The organism is Pseudomonas sp. GW822-FHT02E03 (assembly GCF_058802325.1).
The window spans coordinates 1-18,781 of the sequence record NZ_JBXAOA010000064.1; the positions used below are offsets into that span (position 1 = coordinate 1).

The window sequence follows — 18,781 nt, forward strand, 5'->3', positions numbered from 1 at the left end:
CCCCCCCCCCCCCCCCCCCCCCCCCCCCCCCCCCCCCCCCCCCCCCCCCCCCCCCCCCCCCCGCTCCCACATTAGACTGAGTGGTATCAGACCCAACGGTATTAGCCGTTGGGTCCGGGGTTAGCGCATTATTGCGCTTTTTGCGCTTGCTGCGCTTTCCAGGCCTTGAACTCGGCCCATTCGGCGCGACGCTCAGCCTTTTTCTTCTGGATCTCGTCGAATTGCTTCTGTTGATCCGGTTTCAGCAGTGCGCGAACGTCGGCTTCGGCTTTCTTGTGCTTGGCCGCCATTTCGTCTTTCAGGGCTTTCTGATCGGCTGGCGAGAGTTTTTCCAGGTACTTGTCGACCAATTGCTGACGCTCATGCATCTGCTCGCCCATGATCTTGCGGATTTGCTCACGCTGTTCGCGGCTCAGGTCCAGTTGGCTGTAAGGGCCTTTACCGTGCATGCCGTGCATCTGACCGCCGTGGCGTGAGCCGTCCATGTGGTCACCCATGGGGCCTGCGCCTTCAGGCATGGCCATGGCAACGGTCGGCAGGGCGGCAGCAAACATCAGAGCGATAAGAGTCTTGCGCATGGTGTATCTCCTTGTCTCGTTCCCGGTACGTTCCGGATGTGTGCAGATTACGCAGATCAAGGTCAGCGGCGGTCAGCGGAGCGTAAAGCTTGGGTAAAGACGATTTTCTATCTTCCTGACAATTCCAACACTTCGCCGATTTTTCTCTGACGAAACATGACCCATGTAGCAGCTGCCGAGCCTGCGAGGCTGCGTTCGGCGGCGCAGCCGTCGTGATCCGTCTGATGCGGTGTATCTGAAGGAACGTGTCATCAGGTTTTACGACTGCTGCGCAGCCGAACGCAGCCTCGCAGGCTCGACAGCTGCTACAGAGCCGAACGCAGCCTCGCTGGGGCTCGACAGCTGCTAAGGTTCGCGTCAGGTTCAGAGGCTGTAGTAGTAACCGCGACTGCGCAGGGCAACGATGCGTGGACGACCGTCGGGGTGTGGGCCGATTTTTTTGCGCAGGTTGCTCACATGCATGTCCAGGCTGCGGTCGTACAGGGTCAGTTTGCGACCGAGGGCGATTTGTGCCAGTTCCTGTTTATCCAGCGGTTCGCCGGGTTGCTTGAGCAGGGCTTCGAGCAGACGGCTTTCGGAGACGGTGAGGGTGAACTCCTGTTCATCGATGCTGACCACGCCACGCACCGGGCTGAAGCACAAGTCACCCAATTCGAGCTGGCTGGAAACTGCCGTCGGATGACTGCGGCGCAACACTGCGCGCAGGCGCGCTGTCAGCTCTCGTGGGTCGCACGGTTTGGCCAGGTAATCATCGGCACCGAGTTCCAGGCCGAGAATGCGGTCCAGCGGTTCGCCACGGGCCGAAAGCATCAGCACCGGCAAATCCGGATGGTCACTGCGCAGTTGCTTGAGCAGTTCCAGGCCACTGCCGTCCGGCAGCATCACGTCCAGCACCACGGCCGCCGGGGAAGTTTCGGCCAACGCCCGGCGCGCGCTCTGGCCATCGTGGCAGGCGCGGACCTGAAAGCCTTCCTGGCTCAGCCAACTACTCAGGAGCTCACACAGCTCCTGGTCATCATCAATTAATAACAGCTCGCTCATGACTCACTCAATTTAGCCATTGCCGACGTTTTCTGGTTGCACCACTGGCGAAGATACCGCAGAGCAAGGCCAATAGCGCTACTGCGCCCCCAATCACGAACCATTGCTGCTGATCCGTCAGCAGGCGTGGCAGCGGGCTGCTGGCCTGAGCCTCCTTGAGTTGCAGCTTGAGGCGCTGATTCTCCTGGCGCAACCGGCTCAACTGAGCGCTTTCGCGTTCGCCATCGGTATTTTGCAGTTGTTTGCTCAGTGCTTCTCGTTGCTGCTCGCTTGCCTTCAAGCGCTGCTGCAACTCGGTGATCTGGCTGCCGGCACTCAAGGACAGCGGCGTGGAATTGCCAACATCGACGCTTTCTTCACCGTGGGCGGGCGCCATGATCGACAACGTCACCAACATCAGACACAACGGACCTTTGCGCATCGCAACTCCTGATTCCAATACGAGTATTGGGCAGGTTGTCGGCCGATAAACGAGAATAATGAGCGATTGAACGCGCGATGAACCGACAAGGTTCATCGCGCTGAAGGACTTTACGGCAGGACTTGCTTGAACGGCTTGACCAAAACGTTGGCGTAGACGCCTGCGGCAATGTACGGGTCTGCATCGGCCCAGGCCTGTGCGGCGCTCAGCGAATCGAATTCGGCAACGATCAGGCTGCCGGTGAAACCCGCCGCGCCCGGATCATTGCTGTCGACGGCCGGGTGCGGGCCGGCCAGTACGATGCGACCTTCACCTTTAAGCACTTGCAGGCGCTCAAGGTGCGCAGGCCGTGCGGCCAGGCGGGCTTCCAGGGAGTTGGCGACGTCTGTGGCAATGATTGCGTAAAGCATGTCAGTCCTCGGTTTTTGGCGTGGTGGTATCGGCGTCGTGCAGGTGGCGGGACAGGTAAATGCCCTGGGCGACCAGGAACAGCAACGTCATGCCCAGGCTGCCGAAGACTTTGAAGTCGACCCAGTAGCTCTGGAACGTAAACGCGACGAACAGGTTGGCGGCGCCGCAAAACAGGAAAAAACCGATCCAGGCGATGTTCAGACGGGTCCAGACCGGCTCCGGCAGGGTCAGCGCGTGGCCCATGATGCGTTTGATCAACAGTTGATCACCGATGAAGTGGCTGCCGATGAACCCGAGGGCGAACAGCCAGTTGACCACCGGGGCTTTCCATTTCAGGAAGGTCTCGCTGTGGAATGCCAGGGTCAGGCTGCCGAAGACCAGGCAGGCGATGAGGGTCAGCCACTGGCTCTTCTCCAGCTTGCGCTGCTTGATGAACAGCGTGCCGTAAACCACCAGGGAGCTGATGATCAGCACTGCGGTGGCGCTGTAAATACCACCGACAGACAGTTGATAACCGCCGATATCGACGACCTGTGGATCGATTTTGAAGACGATGAAAAACAGCAGAAGCGGGATGAAGTCGATGAATTGTTTCACAGTGGCAGCCAGAAGCAGGATGTGGCGGCATAATAACAAACATATTGACGCGCGATAGCGTCAGCTGATTTGAGGTTACACAGTCCTGTGAATGTTGATTTGCACTGCCATAGCACGGCTTCCGATGGCGCCCTCGCGCCTGCGGTACTGGTTGCGCGTGCGTTCGAGAAAGGCGTGCGAGTCCTGGCCTTGACCGATCATGACACCCTTGAAGGCCTCGACGAGGCCCGTAGCGCCGCGACGGCGCTGGGGATGCAACTGGTCAACGGCGTTGAATTGTCCTGCACCTGGGGCGGGGCGACCATTCACGTTTTGGGCTACGGTTTCGACGTCAATGCGCAGCCGTTGGTCGAGGCCATCGCAACATTGCACGATGGCCGCTGGCTACGGTCCGAAGAAATAAGCCGCAAGTTGGCGTTGAAAGGCATGCCGGGGGCGCTCGAGGGCGCCCGGGCCATTCAACAGGAGCTGGGCGACAGCGGTAACGCCCCGGCCCGTCCGCACTTCGCCGACTGGATGGTGCGTGAAGGTTTCGTCAAGGATCGCGCCGAAGCGTTCCGCAAATGGCTGGGCGCCGGCAAACTGGGCGACGTCAAACAACACTGGCCGACCCTGGAAGACACCGTCGCAACCCTGCGCGCCGCGGGTGCCTGGGTCAGCCTGGCGCATCCCTGGCACTACGATTTCACTCGCAGCAAGCGTCGTCGCCTGATTGCCGACTATATTCAAGCAGGGGGCCACGCGATAGAAGTGGTCAATGGCCATCAACCCGCCGAGCAGGTGGGCAGTTTGGCGATTCTAGCCCGCGAGTTTGGTCTGCTGGTCAGCGCCGGCAGTGATTTTCATGGCCCTGGAGGCTGGTCCGAGATCGGTGAATACCGCCCGCTCCCGGAGGATCTGCCACCACTGTGGTGTCGATTCAAACATGACCCAATTATTGCCGTCGTCTGAACAGGTAGAGAATGTGAGTCAATTTTTCCAGATTCATCCGGAAAACCCGCAACCGCGCCTGATCAAACAGGCTGTCGAGATCATCCGCAACGGCGGGGTGGTGATTTATCCCACAGACTCTTCCTACGCCATTGGTTGCCAGATCGGCGACAAGAACGCCGTGGAACGCGTGCGCCGGCTGCGTCAGCTGGATGAGAAGCACAACTTCGCGCTGATTTGCAGCGACCTGTCGCAGTTGGGGCTGTTTGCCAAGATCGATACCGGCACCTTCCGTGTGCTCAAGGCTCACTTGCCTGGCCCTTACACCTTCATTCTCAACGCCACCCGCGAAGTCCCGCGGCTGTTGCTGCACCCGAAAAAACGCACCATCGGCCTGCGTGTGCCAAGCCATCCGATTGCCCTGGCATTGCTGGAAGAACTCGGCGAGCCGCTGATGAGCGTGACCCTGATCATGCCCGGCGACACCGACCCGTTGAGCGATCCTTACGAAATGCGCCAGTTGCTTGAGCATCAGGTCGACCTGATCATCGACGGCGGTTTTGGCGGGATCAAAGCGTCCACTGTGATCAGCCTCGCCGACGGCGAACCGGAAATCATCCGCGTCGGTTGCGGCGACCCTGCGCCTTTCATGGCCGAGGCCTAGATGTCTGCAGTAGAACCCGTCGACAGCCAGGCCGGCGCCCAGCAAGAACTGCCTTTCGCCATGGTCTATGGCCAGGCGGTCATGGAAATGCCGCTGGATCTGTACATCCCGCCGGATGCGCTCGAGGTGTTTCTTGAGGCCTTCGAAGGCCCGCTCGACTTGCTGCTGTACCTGATCCGCAAACAGAACATCAACATCCTCGACATCCCGGTGGCGGAAATCACCCGTCAGTACATGGGCTATGTCGAGTTGATGCAGTCGGTGCGTCTGGAATTGGCTGCCGAGTACCTGGTAATGGCCGCGATGCTGGCCGAGATCAAATCGCGGATGCTGCTGCCGCGGGCCGAAACGATCGAAGACGAAGAGGACGATCCTCGCGCTGAGCTGATTCGCCGCTTGCAGGAGTACGAGCGTTTCAAGGCTGCCGCCGAAGGCATCGATGGCCTGAGCCGCGTCGGCCGCGACGTGGTGGTGCCCAAGCTTGATGCCCCGGAAGCCCGGGCGCGCAAACTGTTGCCGGATGTGAGTCTGGGAGAGTTGCTGATGTCCATGGCCGAGGTCTTGCGCCGTGGCGACATGTTCGAAAGTCACCAGGTCAGCCGTGAAGCGCTGTCCACCCGCGAGCGCATGAGCGATGTACTGGAACGGCTCAAGGGCGGCGGTTTTGTGCCCTTTGTCGAGCTGTTCACCGCTGAAGAAGGGCGCTTGGGGGTGGTGGTGACCTTTATGGCGATCCTCGAGTTGGTCAAGGAATCCTTGGTCGAGCTGGTGCAGAATGAGCCGTTCGCGGCGATCCATGTCCGGGCCCGAGCCGAATAACGAGTTGAATCATGAACCTGACTGAACCCCGCGAGCTGGCGCCACTGCTTGAAGCCTTTCTGTTGGCCTCGGGAAAACCGCAATCGCTTGAACGCCTGTTCGAACTCTTCGAAGAAGGCGAGCGGCCCGAGCCCCCTGTTTTCAAAAAAGCGCTGACGATTCTGGCCAAATCCTGCGACGGCCGTGCTTTCGAGTTGAAGGAAGTCGCCTCCGGGTATCGCCTGCAGATCCGCGAAAAGTTCGCGCCTTGGGTCGGACGTTTGTGGGAAGAGCGGCCGCAGCGCTATTCCCGCGCCATGCTCGAAACCATGGCCCTGATCGCCTATCGCCAGCCGATCACCCGGGGCGAGATCGAAGACGTGCGCGGCGTGGCAGTCAACAGCCATATTGTGAAAACCCTGCTGGAGCGTGAGTGGATCCGCATCGTCGGTTACCGCGACGTACCCGGCAAACCGGCGATGTTCGCCACCACCAAGGCGTTTCTCGATCACTTCAACCTGAAGAATCTCGACGACCTGCCGCCACTCGCCGAACTGCGCGAACTTGAACCCGATCCTGTGCTCGATTTTGACGACGCGCCCGTGCCTGCCAGCCTGCAGGAATTGGCTGATGCCAGCGCCGAGCCGGAAGAACCCAAGGAAGAAACCAGTTTCCACACTCTGTTGCTGGAACTGGACACCATGGAAGAGGGGCTCAAGACCGATTTCGACGATTTGTTGCGCGATGGGACGGTGACCGAGACGGAAGGGGAGTCGGTTCAACCCGAGCCTGAAACCGAAGTTGAACCTCAGGTCGAGGCTGACGCCGAAGTCGAACCAGAGCAGGAAGACGACATTCTTGGTGTTGCCGAAGCTCGCGAAAAGCTCCTGGCCGCTGTCGCCGCGCTCGAACAGCCGAAACCCGAGCCCGAACTGACCGACGAGGAAGCCGAAGCCCAGGCTTTGGCAGAAGCAATTGAGGCCGAACGTCGCCAGTTCGAAGATTGACCCAAATCCTGTGGACAATGGAAATCCCTGTGGGAGCGGGCTTGCCCGCGAAGAGGGAGTGTCAGTCACATCATTGCTGTCTGACCCACCGCAATCGCGGGCAAGCCCGCTCCCACAGTGTTTTGTGTCGGCTGGAGTTTCTATGAACTCAACCAAAGACCCCGGCACCACCGTTCGGCGCAAAAGCAAATAACCGACTGTCGATCAGCTAGTCTCTGATGCGCGAACGTCTCCATGAGCGTATGATTCGCGACCCTTTGGCGATCTCTTCGTCAAACGACCAGCTTTCACATCTTCAGGCAAAAGCCTGAACAGACCACACCGGGAGGTGCCCAGATGAGTATCAACGACCAGAAAGACGACCAGGAAATCGGCCCTGCAGGCGAAAAGCTGCAGAAAGTCCTCGCCCGTATCGGCGTCGGCTCACGCCGTGACGTAGAAGCCTGGATCAGCCACGGCCGCATCAAGGTCAATGGCAAAGACGCCACCCTCGGCCAGCGCGTCGACCTGCATGACGCCATCACCATCGATGGCCGGGTGATCAAGCGCGAAGAAGCCGCCGAGTCGGTACGTCGCGTGATCATGTACAACAAACCCGACGGTGAAATCTGCACCCGTAACGACCCTGAAGGTCGTCCGACCGTGTTCGACAAGATGCCGCGCCCCAAAGAAGGTCGCTGGATCAACATCGGTCGTCTGGACATCAACACCACCGGTTTGCTGATGTTCACCACCGACGGTGAATTGGCCAACCGCCTGATGCACCCATCCTACGAAATGGACCGTGAATACGCGGTACGTGTACGTGGCGAAGTCGACGACGAGATGATTGAACGCCTGAAGGCAGGCGTGGTGCTCGAAGACGGCCCGGCCAAGTTCACCGACATCAAACAGGCTCCGGGTGGCGAAGGTTTCAACCACTGGTACCACTGCGTGGTGATGGAAGGTCGTAACCGCGAAGTCCGTCGCCTGTGGGAATCCCAGGGTCTGGTGGTCAGCCGCCTGAAGCGCGTGCGTTTCGGTCCGGTGTTCCTCAACTCCGACCTGCCGATGGGCCGCTGGCGCGAAATGAGCCAGTACGAAGTCGACATTCTCAGTGCTGAAGTCGGCCTGACCCCGGTGGCGATGCCGCAAATGAACGCCAAGAGCAAAGACAAGCTTGAGCGTATGCAGCGCAAATCGTCCCGTCCGGTGGGCAAGACCGAACGCGTGCGTACCCTGCGTCCAGCCGCGGGTTCGACCGCCGCCAGCCCGCGTGAATCCCGCGAGCCACAGATCGAAGGCGAACGCCCGGCCCGCAAGCCAGCACCACGTCAGGATGGCGAACGCGGCCCACGCACGCCACGTCCGGCCAACGGTCGCACTGAGCGTGGCGAAGGCCGTGGCGCTCCGTCCGGTGGTCGCAGCGATCGCGGTGCGCCTGCCGGTCGTGGTACGCCCGTGGCAGACCGCCCGGCCGACACCAAGCGCCCGGCCAAGCCGGCGCCGAAGAAACGTCCAGGTATCGTCCTGGTCGACCGTGACGCGCCATCGGGCAAACGCCGCGGCGCACCAGCCGGTTCCGGCCAGCGTCCGGGCTTCGGTCGTCGCAAGCCTGAGTAATCGGTAAGCGCTGCATGAAAAACGCCATCCCTCGGGATGGCGTTTTTTTTGGGGGCTGTCTTTAGTTTTGTGGTGTTTGTGAGTTGATCATTCCCACGCGGAGCGTGGGAACGATCAGCTAGAACACAAACCGCCTATCAAACACTGGGTCATCATCCAGCGCCAACACGCCGCCAGAGAAGATCAAATCCAGATGATGGCTACCCTTGGCACCTCCGCCCAAGCCAAGGTGCAAGCCGCAATGGCGCTCCTCGAACCCGGCATTGCGCGCATATAAATCTTTCACGCCTTCATTGGTGCCGATCCCCAGTTCCTCGATTCGCCGATTGGACGGATTGGCATCCAGGTATTTATTGAAGTCGTGTTCCAGTCCCGGCACGTCGGTGGCGATTTTGCTGATGGTGGAGTTTTCGATCCACAACTCCAGCGGTGACGCCAATACGCCGTACTTGCGGGCAAACGGAATCGTGCTGAGGAAAGTCCCCATAAATTTCACCCGGCCATTAATAGCCTCGCTATGAGTAGCGATCTCCCCGGGCGCCAGGTCGAAGTTGCCGATACCGTTGATGTCGGTCCACTTCTTGATACTGCTCAAGGGTGTTTCGAACCACGACCCATGATCATCTTTGAAACTCAGGGTGGTGGCGTGGGACATGCGCTGGATCAAGTGGCTGTTCAGCCCGGCAATTCGCTGCGGGGTGACACTGAAGGTGTCGTAGAAGTAATCGCCGTAATCCTTGAACAGCAATGACTTCTTCCAGTTCTGCGCCATCACGCCCTGCAGCGCACGGACAAATTCCGGGCCGTCGGGACGCGGGTTGGGCAGGGTGGAAGAGTCGTAGAAAAAAATGTACAGATCGCTGTCGGTAATCGCCTGGGCCAGCAATTCGGTGGGTTCGAGGTCCAGACGCATCGCGCTGAAGCTGAACCGTGGGCTGTTACCAGCCTGTTCGGCGATGGCGCAGGTGTGCGCCTCGTAATCAGCGGTATGGCCGAGCAAGACCTTCGCCGGGTTGATACCGGCAACGGCAGGGTGATGTTCGAGGTAGTAAAGGAAATGCGAGATGGCGCGTTGCTTATCCATGTAGTCCTCCCTGACAAACCGAGAAAGTGGCAGGCACGACCGGCCGGATCGTGCCTGCCGGGATGTCTTACAGAGGCCACATCGCCGTGCCGAACGGAACAACCGCGTCGGCTTGCATCATTTCGACGGCGGCTTCGTGGGTCGGTGCTTCAAACCAATCGTCCAGTTGCAGTTCAGTGTCCAAGTCTTTGTCCAGTGCTTGCATGGTGAATCTCCTAGATGACTTCTTTGGTTAAGAACAGCGGCGTGCTTTTCACTCGTTGAAGAGCGCGTCAACGTGCCGGACGATGCAGTTCGGCAAGTCGCTGAAAACCTAGTTCACAGGGTTTTGGAATGCAAAAAAAAAATTAAACAATTTTCATTTGAACTATTTATTCCATTTTTCGAAAGCCAATTTTCTTAATAAAAAACAGAAAACTAAGTCGGGTATTTACTTAGGAAGCTTCCTATCGTCAATTTACAGTCAATGGGCTTATGGATCTGATTTGGAAAATTTACGTTACACCTTGTCAATAAAACCTTACGAAAAGGGCTCTCAAACCCCGTGGAATGCCGCGAGGGAAAGGTCTGTAAGGAAAACCTGCCGTCAGCCGGCGAGTTTGTAGCCTTCAAGGGCTCTGGCACGCTTGTTTCGGCAGCGTATGAAGGGTGAGATGCGCCCCATGCCTGTCGTGCAGGTGCATAACAAGAAGGAGGCGCAATGTACGCCGTGACTCATCTCCATCTCTCCCCCAAGGGCGATTTTTCCGCTGCCCTTATCGATGACCTGCAAAGGTCTGACTCAATTTTTGCAGTCGCCCGAGACCCTCGAGGCGGACACAGGCAATCCCGGCAACCGACGCGCTGATCCAGCGGTGTCTGGCAGCAGGGGGTTACAGGTGTACAATGCGCCGCGTTTTAACTGTGACCCTCTGCGCAACAGCGCAAACCTCAAGGCTATCCGCCTTGTTCACTCCGCCGCGTCACGAGCGTGTCGGGTTCGATTTCGTCACAGATAAAAACAAACAGGTGACGCATGACTGTCGTAAAAACGCTGAACTCCTGGTGCCTGCGCTGGGGTTTGATCGGCGCTGCTTGAAATCGCAACCGAGCAGCAACGTCTACTGAACATCATCAAACCTTGCGTGAGACCCTTTTCATGAGTGGACAAAACTCGCATTCAGGCGAGCTGAAACGCGGCCTGAAAAATCGCCATATTCAACTGATCGCCCTCGGTGGCGCGATCGGTACCGGGTTGTTCCTTGGCTCGGCCGGCGTGCTCAAATCCGCTGGCCCGTCGATGATTCTCGGCTACGCCATCTGCGGCTTCATCGCTTTCATGATCATGCGCCAACTCGGCGAAATGATCGTCGAAGAGCCAGTCGCCGGTTCCTTCAGCCACTTCGCCCACAAATACTGGGGCGGTTTTGCCGGCTTCCTGTCGGGCTGGAACTGCTGGATCCTGTACATCCTGGTAGGCATGTCGGAGCTGACCGCGGTCGGCAAATACATCCACTACTGGGCGCCGGACATCCCGACCTGGGTCTCGGCAGCCGGTTTCTTCGTGTTGATCAACCTGATCAACCTGGCCAACGTCAAAGTTTTTGGTGAGGCCGAGTTCTGGTTTGCGATCATCAAGGTCGTGGCCATCGTCGGCATGATTGCGCTCGGCAGCTACCTGCTGGTCAGCGGCGACGGCGGCCCACAAGCCTCCGTGACCAACCTGTGGGAACACGGCGGCTTCTTCCCGAACGGCGTTAGCGGTCTGGTGATGGCCATGGCGATCATCATGTTCTCCTTCGGCGGCCTGGAAATGCTCGGTTTCACCGCCGCCGAAGCCGACAAACCGAAAACCGTGATCCCGAAAGCGATCAACCAGGTGATCTACCGGATCCTGATTTTCTACATCGGTGCATTGGTGGTCCTGCTGTCGCTGACGCCTTGGGACAGTCTGCTGACGACGCTGAACGCGTCGGGCGATGCCTACAGCGGCAGCCCGTTCGTTCAAGTGTTCTCGATGCTTGGCAGTGACACCGCCGCGCACATCCTCAACTTCGTGGTCCTGACCGCGGCGCTGTCGGTGTACAACAGCGGCACCTACTGCAACAGCCGTATGCTGCTGGGGATGGCCGAGCAGGGCGATGCGCCGAAGGCCCTGTCGAAGATCGACAAGCGTGGCGTGCCGGTGCGTTCGATCCTGGCGTCGGCCGCCGTGACCCTGGTCGCGGTGCTGCTGAACTATCTGGTTCCGCAACATGCGCTGGAACTGTTGATGTCGTTGGTGGTGGCCACCCTGGTAATCAACTGGGCGATGATCAGCTTCTCGCACTTCAAGTTCCGTCAGCACATGAACAAGACCAAACAGACGCCGTTGTTCAAGGCCCTGTGGTACCCGTACGGCAACTATGTTTGCCTGGCGTTCGTGGTGTTCATCCTTGGCGTGATGCTGCTGATCCCGGGCATCCAGATCTCGGTGTATGCGATTCCAGTATGGGTCGCGTTCATGTGGGTCTGCTACGGCATCAAGAACAAGCGCAGCGCCCAGCAGGCGTTGCAGGCCGCAGGTTCCGCTGCCAAGTAAGTGCAAAGCGCAGAAACAACAAACCCGGCCATGTGCCGGGTTTGTCATTTATGGGTTCCATGCAAAATCCTGTGGGAGCGTGGCTTACCCGCGATTCAGGCGCCGCGGTTCATCAGGCAAACCGCGTTATCGTTCATCGCGGGCAAGCCACGCTCCCACAGGGGCCGCATTCCTTCTGTCTATTCGCGGTATCCTGCTTGTTCTGAATACGGACCTTTTTCCATGCTGGTGATTTCCAACAACGTGCATCTGCCGGATGCCGAGATCGAGTTGACGGCCATTCGCGCCCAAGGCGCCGGTGGGCAGAACGTCAACAAGGTCTCCAGCGCCATGCACCTGCGCTTCGACATTCCGGCCTCGTCCTTGCCCGAGTTCTACAAGGAACGGCTGCTGGCGCTGCGTGACAGTCGCATCACCAGCGAAGGGGTGTTGATCATCAAGGCCCAGCAATATCGCACGCAGGAAGCCAATCGCGCCGATGCGCTGGAGCGGTTGACCGAGTTGATCCTCAGTGCCACCAAGGTCGAGAAGAAGCGCCGTCCGACCAAGCCGACCCTCGGTTCGAAGAAGCGTCGGCTCGAATCCAAGACCAAGCGCGGCAGCATCAAGGCTGGGCGCGGAAAGGTCGACTTTTAACGCGCTTCTCTTTCTTCACGATACTTTGGCGCCTGCCGGTACAAGTAAACGCTTAGTATCAATCCGCTCAAAGCAGCCAACGCAGCAAACAGGAAGATCGAGGCAAACCCGAATCCAGCCGCAATCGCACCCGCCAGCGGTCCGGTGATCCCCAGCGACAAATCGATGAACAACGAATACGCCCCGACTGCTGCGCCACGGCTGGAAGCGGGCACCAGGTTGACCGCTTCCACGCCCAAGGCCGGGAACACCAGCGAAAAACCGAAACCGCTCAGCGCCGCCCCGGCCAGTGCCCAATGGGCATCGGGTGCCAGCCACAGCAGCAACAACCCGAGGGTTTCCACTGACAGGCAGGCAATCGCCACGCGAAAGCCGCCGAGGCGATTGATCAGGTTACCGAACAGCAATCGCGCACCGATAAAACTGGCGCCGAACAGGCTCAGGCACAGCACCGCGTTGGACCACTGCTGAGTGGCGTAATACAGGGTAATGAATGTGGCGATGGTGCCAAAACCGATGGAACCCAAGGCCAGACCGCAACCGTGAGGAAACACCCGCCCCAGCACGTGCATGAACGGCAGGCGTTCGCCGACAACGATAGGTGCGGCGGTTTTTGGCCAGGCCAGCGCCAGCCCCAGAACGGCCAACAGCACGATGCTCACGCCCATGCTCCACAAACCCAGTTGACTCACCAGTAACACCCCCAGCGGCGCGCCGACCGCCAGCGCGCCGTAACTGGCGATGCCGTTCCAGGAGATGACCTTGGCGGTGTTCGCTGCGCCGACCCGGCCGATGCCCCAGCCGATCGACCCGGAACCGACCAGGCTTTCCGCGCTGCCGAGCACCAGTCGGCCGATCAACAGGCTGATCAGGCTTAATGTCGGCAGGCTTTGCGTCCAGGCCGAAATCAACATGAACACACCGCTCAAACCACAGCCGGCGAGGCCGTACATCACCGCCAGTTTGCTGCCCTTGTTGTCGATGATTCGCCCGGCGTAAGGGCGGCTGAGCAGGGTGGCCAGGTATTGCACGCTGATCACCAGCCCGGCGATCACAGCGCCGAAACCGAGGTCGCTGTGGACGTAGCCCGGCAATACAGCCAGGGGAATGCCGATATTCAGGTAACCGATGAATGTGAACAGGACGATGGAAACGACTTGCAGCGTGACCGCCATGGGGCGCTGGGTTTCTGACATGGGTAAAGATCCACGGGGCAGCAGGATAGATAGGCTGCTTATGATAGCGGCGTGAACGGTCGCGGGGCGTGAAAAAGTAAAACTATTTGCCAGGCGGGGTGAGTCAGGTTTTGGCGGGGGCAATCAGTTGCGTCGTGACCAGAGCGGCCAAGGCGTTTTCTTCGCTGCCGAAGCGGGCCAGCAACGCGGCTTGTTTCTCGGGGGAAAGGCGGTTCCAGATCTCGATCATTTTTTCGGCGGTGCCGATCAGGACGCTGGCCTGTGCTTCAGTGAAATCATCGCTCATGGTGCGGGCTCGCGGTTCAGGCAGTGTGGAAAGCGCATATTAGCGCTTTCCACACGGTCTGGTCGTGCGGGTGTATCAGTCTTCGCTGTCGGCCTGGCGGCGTTCAGGTGCTTCTTTCGTCTCGGGCTGTTGGGCGCCGGCTTGTTGCGTGGTTGTCTGCTCAGTTTCGTGCAGGCTTGGGAAGGGGAGATTAGGGATCTCGTGCATGTCGCGCTCCTCGCTAAGTCTGTTGATAGATCTGGTAGATCCGCGCTTTTAAAAAAGCCTGCGCAGGATACAGCAGGAGAAATGACAAATAGACTTTTATATCCATTTGTTGCGACGGATGGGATTGTCTAGACAGGTCTGTGTAGGCGCTGGCGCAGCCTGCGATGATCGTTCCCACGCTCTGCGTGGGAATGCCTCAATGGACGCTCTGCGTCCGCTGTTGGGACGCGGAGCGTCCCGGGCTGCATTCCCACGCGGAGCGTGGGAACGATCATTGGGGGAGGGTTATTTGCAGACGTTGGCGATAGCTTCGGCCAGCAAGTCCAGACGCGTCGCATCAATCCCCGCCACGTTCGCCCGGCCCGAGCTCACCATATACACGCTGTGATGCTCGCGCAGTTGCTTGACCTGCTCCGGCGACAAACCGGTGTAGGAAAACATCCCGCGTTGCACACCGATGTGCGCAAATCGCTCACGCAAGCCATGGGGTTCAAGTGCTTCGACCAGACCGCTGCGCAACTGGGCAATGCGCAAACGCATGGCTTCCACTTCGTCGGCCCAGCGGCTTTTCAGCTCTGGATCGCCGAGGATGGTCGCGACCACGGCGGCGCCATGATCCGGCGGCGTCGACCACAGGTTACGGGCGATGTTGGCCAGTTGGCTGCGGATATCCACCAGCTTGTCGGCGGTTTTCGCGCAGACAATCAGTGCGCCGGTGCGGTCGCGGTACAGGCCGAAGTTCTTCGAGCAGGAACTGGTGATCAGCACTTCCGGCAACTCGGCGGCGAACAACCGCGTCGACCAGGCATCTTGCTCCAGGCCATCGCCGAAACCCTGATAAGCGAAGTCGATCAGTGGCAGCAAATCACGACTGCGTACCACGTCCAGCACCCGACGCCAATCGTCATGGGACAAATCGAAACCGGTCGGGTTGTGGCAGCAGGCGTGCAGCAGCACTACATCGCCCTTGGGTGCTTGATTGAGCACCGCCAGCATCGCTTCCACATCGAGGCGGTTGTCGCTGCCCACGTACGGGTAATGACTGACCTTGACCCCGGCCGCCGCGAAAATGGTTTCGTGGATCGGCCAGGTCGGGTTGCTCAACCACACGCCACGGCCCGGCAAGCATTGGGCGATGAAGTCGGCGCTCAAACGCAATGCGCCAGTGCCGCCCGGCGTTTGAGTGGCGCCGGCCCGTTGTTCGGCGATCAGCGCCGAATCTGCGCCAAGCACCAACTCGTTGATCACCTTGCCGAACGCTGCATCGCCGTGACCGCCGATGTAGGTCTTGGTGGGCTGACGATCCACCAGGCGCTGCTCGGCGAGCTTCACCGCTTCGGGGATTGGTGTCAGGCCCTGGGCGTCTTTATAGACACCCACGCCAAGGTCGAATTTGCGCGGGTTAGGGTCCTGCGCATAGGCCTCCATCAGGCCGAGAATCGGGTCGCCAGGTACTCGACCGATGGCGTCGAAATGCATTATTTGCGGCCCTCGGCGTTCTTCGCCACTTCGTCAGTGCGCGCGGCCATGATGAAATCGTTGCGGTGCAGGCCTTTGATGGAGTGGCTCCACCAGGTCACGGTGACTTTGCCCCACTCGGTCAGCAGGCCTGGGTGGTGACCTTCGGCCTCGGAAATTTCACCGACGGCATTGGTGAACGCCAGCGCGTGTTTGAAGTTCTTGAACAGGAAAACTTTTTCCAGCTGCATCACGCTGTCGCGAACTTCGATGTTCCAGTCAGGGATCTGCTTGATCAGGATCGGCAATTCTTCGTCGCTGACCTGAGGGGCGTCGGCGCGGCAGGCTTCGCAATGGGCTTGGTTTAATGTGGACATGATGTGTTCCTGAAATCGAGTGTTTTGAAAAACGGTCGTCAGTGGGACCACGCTAAAGCAAAGCGGCGATCCGTAACAGACTCACTTGATGCCAAAAGACGCGGGTCACGCGGCTTTTGGCGGAAATTTCGGCGCGCGCAACCCCAGCTGCATACCTTGCTTGACCATGCCCATGATGTCTTCGTGGGCCAGATCGAACAGGCGCTTGAGGTTCGGCAGGACAAAGTACAGCGGTTGCAAGATGTCGATGCGGTACGGCGTGCGCATGCATTCCAGCGGGTCGAAGGCCTGATGCTCAGGCTCGTTCGACAAGCAGTAAACGGTTTCTTTGGGCGAGGACAGAATGCCGCCGCCATAGATGCGCAGGCCTTGCGGCGTGTCGACCAGGCCGAACTCGATGGTCATCCAGTACAGGCGCGCCAGGTACACCCGTTCTTCCTTGGAGGCCTGTAGGCCCAGTTTGCCGTAGGTGTGGGTGAATTCGGCAAACCAGGGGTTGGTCAGCAGCGGACAGTGGCCAAAGATCTCGTGGAAAATGTCCGGTTCTTGCAGGTAGTCCAGCTCTTCGCGGGTACGAATAAACGTCGCCACCGGGAACTGCTTGTTCGCCAGCAATTCGAAAAAGGTCTGGAAGGGAATCAGTGCGGGGACTCGGGCAACCTGCCAACCGGTGGTTTCACCGAGGACCTTGTTGATTTCACCGAGTTGCGGAATGCGGTCGTGGGGCAGACCGAGTTTTTCGATACCGTCCAGGTATTCCTGGCACGCACGGCCCTCGACCACTTTCAGTTGGCGAGTGATCAGCGTGTTCCACACCGCGTGTTCTTCGGCGGGGTAGTCGATAAAACCTTGCGCATCGGGCTCACGAGCCACGTATTGCGTCTGCTTCATGCTGCTCTCCTGCTAGGGGATACGTTCTTGTTGTGTGTACAGCTATGGACCTAGAAATACTCCAAGGCGTGCGGTGTTGCAGCAGGTGATCTGAGTTGTGAGTAGGAAAAAACTGCGCTTTTCGTAAAATATTCGTTACGGATTGGCCGCTATGGCGTAAGTATTGATATTTGCGGGTTTGAAATGGCTCACAGGTGTCACATAATCTTGACGACTATTTGAGTGCCTCGGCAGAAAAATACGTCGGTCTGCCAAGTACCCCTGTGGGAGCGGGCTTGCTCGCGAAGGCGGTCTGTCTGATACATCAATGTTGGATGGTCCGACGCTTTCGCGAGCAAGCCCGCTCCCACAGGTTGTGCGCTCGGCATCAACCTCACTCACCGTTTTGTGGGCCTTTATATGCGTATCAAAGTTCACTGCCAGAACCGCATCGGTATTCTGCGCGACATTCTCAACCTGCTGGTCGAGTACGGGATCAACGTCGCTCGCGGCGAAGTGGGCGGTGAGCACGGCAATGCGATCTACCTGCACTGCCCGAACCTGATCAACATTCAGTTTCAGGCGTTGCGTCCGAAGTTCGAGGCGATTGGCGGAGTATTCGGCGTCAAGCGCGTAGGGCTGATGCCCAGCGAGCGTCGGCACATGGAACTCAATGCCTTGCTTGGTGCCTTGGAGTTTCCGGTGCTGTCGATCGACATGGGCGGCTCCATCGTCGCGGCCAACCGTGCGGCGGCGCAGTTACTCGGGGTGCGGGTGGACGAGGTGCCGGGGATTCCGCTGTCGCGGTACGCCGAGGATTTCGATTTGCCGGAACTGGTGCGCGCCAACAAGTCACGGATCAACGGCTTGCGGGTCAAGGTCAAGGGCGACGTGTTTCTCGCCGACATCGCGCCGCTGCAATCGGAGCATGACGAAAGCGAGGCCATGGCCGGTGCGGTATTGACGTTGCACCGGGCGGATCGGGTGGGCGAGCGCATCTATAACGTGCGCAAGCAGGAATTGCGCGGCTTCGACAGCATTTTCCAAAGCTCGAAAGTGATGGCGGCGGTGGTGCGCGAAGCGCGGCGCATGGCCCCGCTGGATGCGCCGCTATTGATAGAAGGCGAAACCGGCACCGGCAAAGAGTTGTTGGCGCGGGCCTGTCACTTGGCGAGCCCGCGTGGGCAGTCACCGTTGATGGCGCTCAACTGTGCCGGTCTGCCAGAGTCCATGGCCGAGACCGAATTGTTCGGCTACGGTCCTGGTGCCTTCGAAGGCGCGCGGGCCGAAGGCAAGCTTGGGCTGTTGGAGCTGACGGCGGGCGGTACGTTGTTCCTCGACGGCGTCGGCGAAATGAGCCCTCGCTTGCAGGTGAAATTGCTGCGCTTTCTGCAGGACGGTTGCTTCCGTCGTGTCGGCAGCGATGAAGAGGTCTATCTGGATGTGCGGGTGATCTGCGCAACGCAAGTGGATTTGTCCGAGCTGTGCGCTCGCGGTGAGTTTCGCCAGGATTTGTACCACCGCTTGAACGTGCTCTCGCTGCACATCCCGCCGCTACGCGAATGCCTCGATGGGCTGGCGCCGCTGGTGGAGCACTTCCTTGATCAGGCCAGTCGGCAGATCGGTTGCCCGTTGCCGAAACTGGCCCCGGCGGCCATGGAACGACTCAGTCATTATCATTGGCCGGGTAACGTGCGGCAGTTGGAGAACGTACTGTTCCAGGCCGTTTCCCTGTGCGACGGCGGCACCGTCAAAGCCGAGCACATTCGTCTGCCGGATTACGGCGTGCGTCAGCCCCTCGGCGATTTTTCGCTTGAGGGTGGCCTGGACGAGATTGTCGGGCGCTTTGAGAAAGCGGTGCTGGAGCGTTTGTATTCCGAGCATCCGAGCAGTCGGCAACTGGGCAAGCGGCTGGGGGTTTCGCATACGACCATTGCCAACAAGTTGCGTGAGTATGAGGTTGGTAAAGACAACACCTGACTGATCGTTCCCACGCTCTGCGTGGGAATGCCTCAATGGACGCTCTGCGTCCGCTCTTGGGACGCGGAGCGTCCCGGG

Annotated in this window: 21 protein-coding genes; 8 read left to right on the forward strand and 13 right to left on the reverse strand. The window is 59.3% G+C overall.

What is annotated here, in order from left to right; genetic code table 11:
• Nucleotides 1-128 precede the first annotated feature (128 nt).
• The 5 genes from AC1RQB_RS26520 to AC1RQB_RS26540 all read right to left on the reverse strand — a co-directional run bounded on the left by AC1RQB_RS26520 (nt 129) and on the right by AC1RQB_RS26540 (nt 3,048).
• On the reverse strand, nt 129-578 hold the full coding sequence (locus AC1RQB_RS26520; RefSeq protein ID WP_008010983.1) for a Spy/CpxP family protein refolding chaperone: 450 nt from the start codon (nt 576-578) through the stop codon (nt 129-131).
• A 363-nt stretch (nt 579-941) separates the two neighbouring features.
• A complete protein-coding gene (locus AC1RQB_RS26525; protein ID WP_008010984.1) occupies nt 942-1,619 on the reverse strand; it encodes a response regulator transcription factor in 678 nt (225 codons plus the stop codon).
• Nucleotides 1,620-1,626: 7 nt separating this feature from the next.
• Nucleotides 1,627-2,040, reverse strand: a complete 414-nt coding sequence (locus AC1RQB_RS26530; RefSeq protein WP_008074906.1) for an SH3 domain-containing protein — start codon at nt 2,038-2,040, stop codon at nt 1,627-1,629.
• Nucleotides 2,041-2,150: 110 nt separating this feature from the next.
• The gene (locus AC1RQB_RS26535) at nt 2,151-2,450 is read right to left on the reverse strand and encodes a YciI family protein (RefSeq protein WP_007984134.1); all 300 of its coding nucleotides are present in this window, start codon (nt 2,448-2,450) and stop codon (nt 2,151-2,153) included.
• Between the two features lies 1 nt (nt 2,451).
• On the reverse strand, nt 2,452-3,048 hold the full coding sequence (locus AC1RQB_RS26540; RefSeq protein WP_007895026.1) for a septation protein A: 597 nt from the start codon (nt 3,046-3,048) through the stop codon (nt 2,452-2,454).
• A gap of 87 nt (nt 3,049-3,135) precedes the next feature.
• Between AC1RQB_RS26540 and AC1RQB_RS26545 the strand changes: the two genes are divergently transcribed.
• The 5 genes from AC1RQB_RS26545 to rluB all read left to right on the forward strand — a co-directional run bounded on the left by AC1RQB_RS26545 (nt 3,136) and on the right by rluB (nt 8,049).
• Entirely contained in the window at nt 3,136-3,999 is an 864-nt protein-coding gene (locus AC1RQB_RS26545; RefSeq protein ID WP_008074900.1) for a PHP domain-containing protein, read from the forward strand.
• Between the two features lie 13 nt (nt 4,000-4,012).
• Nucleotides 4,013-4,642 carry an L-threonylcarbamoyladenylate synthase gene (locus AC1RQB_RS26550; protein ID WP_032830619.1) on the forward strand — a complete coding sequence of 210 codons (630 nt, stop codon included), beginning with the start codon at nt 4,013-4,015 and terminating at the stop codon, nt 4,640-4,642.
• Nucleotides 4,643-5,461: a segregation and condensation protein A gene (locus AC1RQB_RS26555; RefSeq protein ID WP_008074898.1), complete on the forward strand. Its 819-nt coding sequence runs from the start codon at nt 4,643-4,645 to the stop codon at nt 5,459-5,461.
• A gap of 11 nt (nt 5,462-5,472) precedes the next feature.
• Nucleotides 5,473-6,447 carry an SMC-Scp complex subunit ScpB gene (gene scpB, locus AC1RQB_RS26560; protein WP_063342882.1) on the forward strand — a complete coding sequence of 325 codons (975 nt, stop codon included), beginning with the start codon at nt 5,473-5,475 and terminating at the stop codon, nt 6,445-6,447.
• Nucleotides 6,448-6,783: 336 nt separating this feature from the next.
• A complete protein-coding gene (gene rluB / locus AC1RQB_RS26565; protein ID WP_008074896.1) occupies nt 6,784-8,049 on the forward strand; it encodes a 23S rRNA pseudouridine(2605) synthase RluB in 1,266 nt (421 codons plus the stop codon).
• 118 nt (nt 8,050-8,167) lie between these two features.
• Here the strand turns inward: rluB and AC1RQB_RS26570 are convergent, their stop codons facing one another.
• Complete coding sequence (locus AC1RQB_RS26570) at nt 8,168-9,133, reverse strand: M29 family metallopeptidase (protein WP_008010991.1); 966 nt, start codon at nt 9,131-9,133, stop codon at nt 8,168-8,170.
• A gap of 67 nt (nt 9,134-9,200) precedes the next feature.
• Nucleotides 9,201-9,338 carry a hypothetical protein gene (locus AC1RQB_RS26575; RefSeq protein ID WP_007938535.1) on the reverse strand — a complete coding sequence of 46 codons (138 nt, stop codon included), beginning with the start codon at nt 9,336-9,338 and terminating at the stop codon, nt 9,201-9,203.
• 933 nt (nt 9,339-10,271) lie between these two features.
• On the opposite strand from AC1RQB_RS26575, the gene AC1RQB_RS26580 reads away from it, so the two are divergent.
• Together AC1RQB_RS26580 and arfB are read left to right on the forward strand one after the other, a co-directional pair.
• Complete coding sequence (locus tag AC1RQB_RS26580; protein WP_063342883.1) at nt 10,272-11,693, forward strand: amino acid permease; 1,422 nt, start codon at nt 10,272-10,274, stop codon at nt 11,691-11,693.
• A 222-nt stretch (nt 11,694-11,915) separates the two neighbouring features.
• Nucleotides 11,916-12,329, forward strand: a complete 414-nt coding sequence (arfB, locus tag AC1RQB_RS26585; protein WP_007902485.1) for an alternative ribosome rescue aminoacyl-tRNA hydrolase ArfB — start codon at nt 11,916-11,918, stop codon at nt 12,327-12,329.
• On the opposite strand, the gene AC1RQB_RS26590 is transcribed toward arfB, so the two are convergent.
• The 6 genes from AC1RQB_RS26590 to phhA all read right to left on the reverse strand — a co-directional run bounded on the left by AC1RQB_RS26590 (nt 12,326) and on the right by phhA (nt 16,744).
• The gene (locus tag AC1RQB_RS26590; RefSeq protein WP_063342884.1) at nt 12,326-13,525 is read right to left on the reverse strand and encodes an MFS transporter; all 1,200 of its coding nucleotides are present in this window, start codon (nt 13,523-13,525) and stop codon (nt 12,326-12,328) included. The genes arfB and AC1RQB_RS26590 overlap by 4 nt on opposite strands.
• A gap of 103 nt (nt 13,526-13,628) precedes the next feature.
• Nucleotides 13,629-13,811: a hypothetical protein gene (locus AC1RQB_RS26595; RefSeq protein WP_063342885.1), complete on the reverse strand. Its 183-nt coding sequence runs from the start codon at nt 13,809-13,811 to the stop codon at nt 13,629-13,631.
• Between the two features lie 75 nt (nt 13,812-13,886).
• Nucleotides 13,887-14,018, reverse strand: coding sequence for a hypothetical protein (locus AC1RQB_RS26600; RefSeq protein WP_007902501.1), 132 nt, complete (start codon nt 14,016-14,018; stop codon nt 13,887-13,889).
• Nucleotides 14,019-14,303: 285 nt separating this feature from the next.
• Complete coding sequence (locus AC1RQB_RS26605; protein ID WP_063342886.1) at nt 14,304-15,497, reverse strand: amino acid aminotransferase; 1,194 nt, start codon at nt 15,495-15,497, stop codon at nt 14,304-14,306.
• Nucleotides 15,497-15,853, reverse strand: a complete 357-nt coding sequence (locus tag AC1RQB_RS26610) for a 4a-hydroxytetrahydrobiopterin dehydratase (RefSeq protein WP_010457024.1) — start codon at nt 15,851-15,853, stop codon at nt 15,497-15,499. The genes AC1RQB_RS26605 and AC1RQB_RS26610 overlap by 1 nt, the downstream gene beginning before the upstream one ends.
• A gap of 105 nt (nt 15,854-15,958) precedes the next feature.
• On the reverse strand, nt 15,959-16,744 hold the full coding sequence (phhA, locus tag AC1RQB_RS26615; RefSeq protein ID WP_008074887.1) for a phenylalanine 4-monooxygenase: 786 nt from the start codon (nt 16,742-16,744) through the stop codon (nt 15,959-15,961).
• Between the two features lie 399 nt (nt 16,745-17,143).
• Between phhA and AC1RQB_RS26620 the strand changes: the two genes are divergently transcribed.
• Nucleotides 17,144-18,703, forward strand: coding sequence for a sigma-54-dependent phenylalanine hydroxylase transcriptional regulator PhhR (locus AC1RQB_RS26620; protein ID WP_007902506.1), 1,560 nt, complete (start codon nt 17,144-17,146; stop codon nt 18,701-18,703).
• Nucleotides 18,704-18,781: the final 78 nt, after the last annotated feature.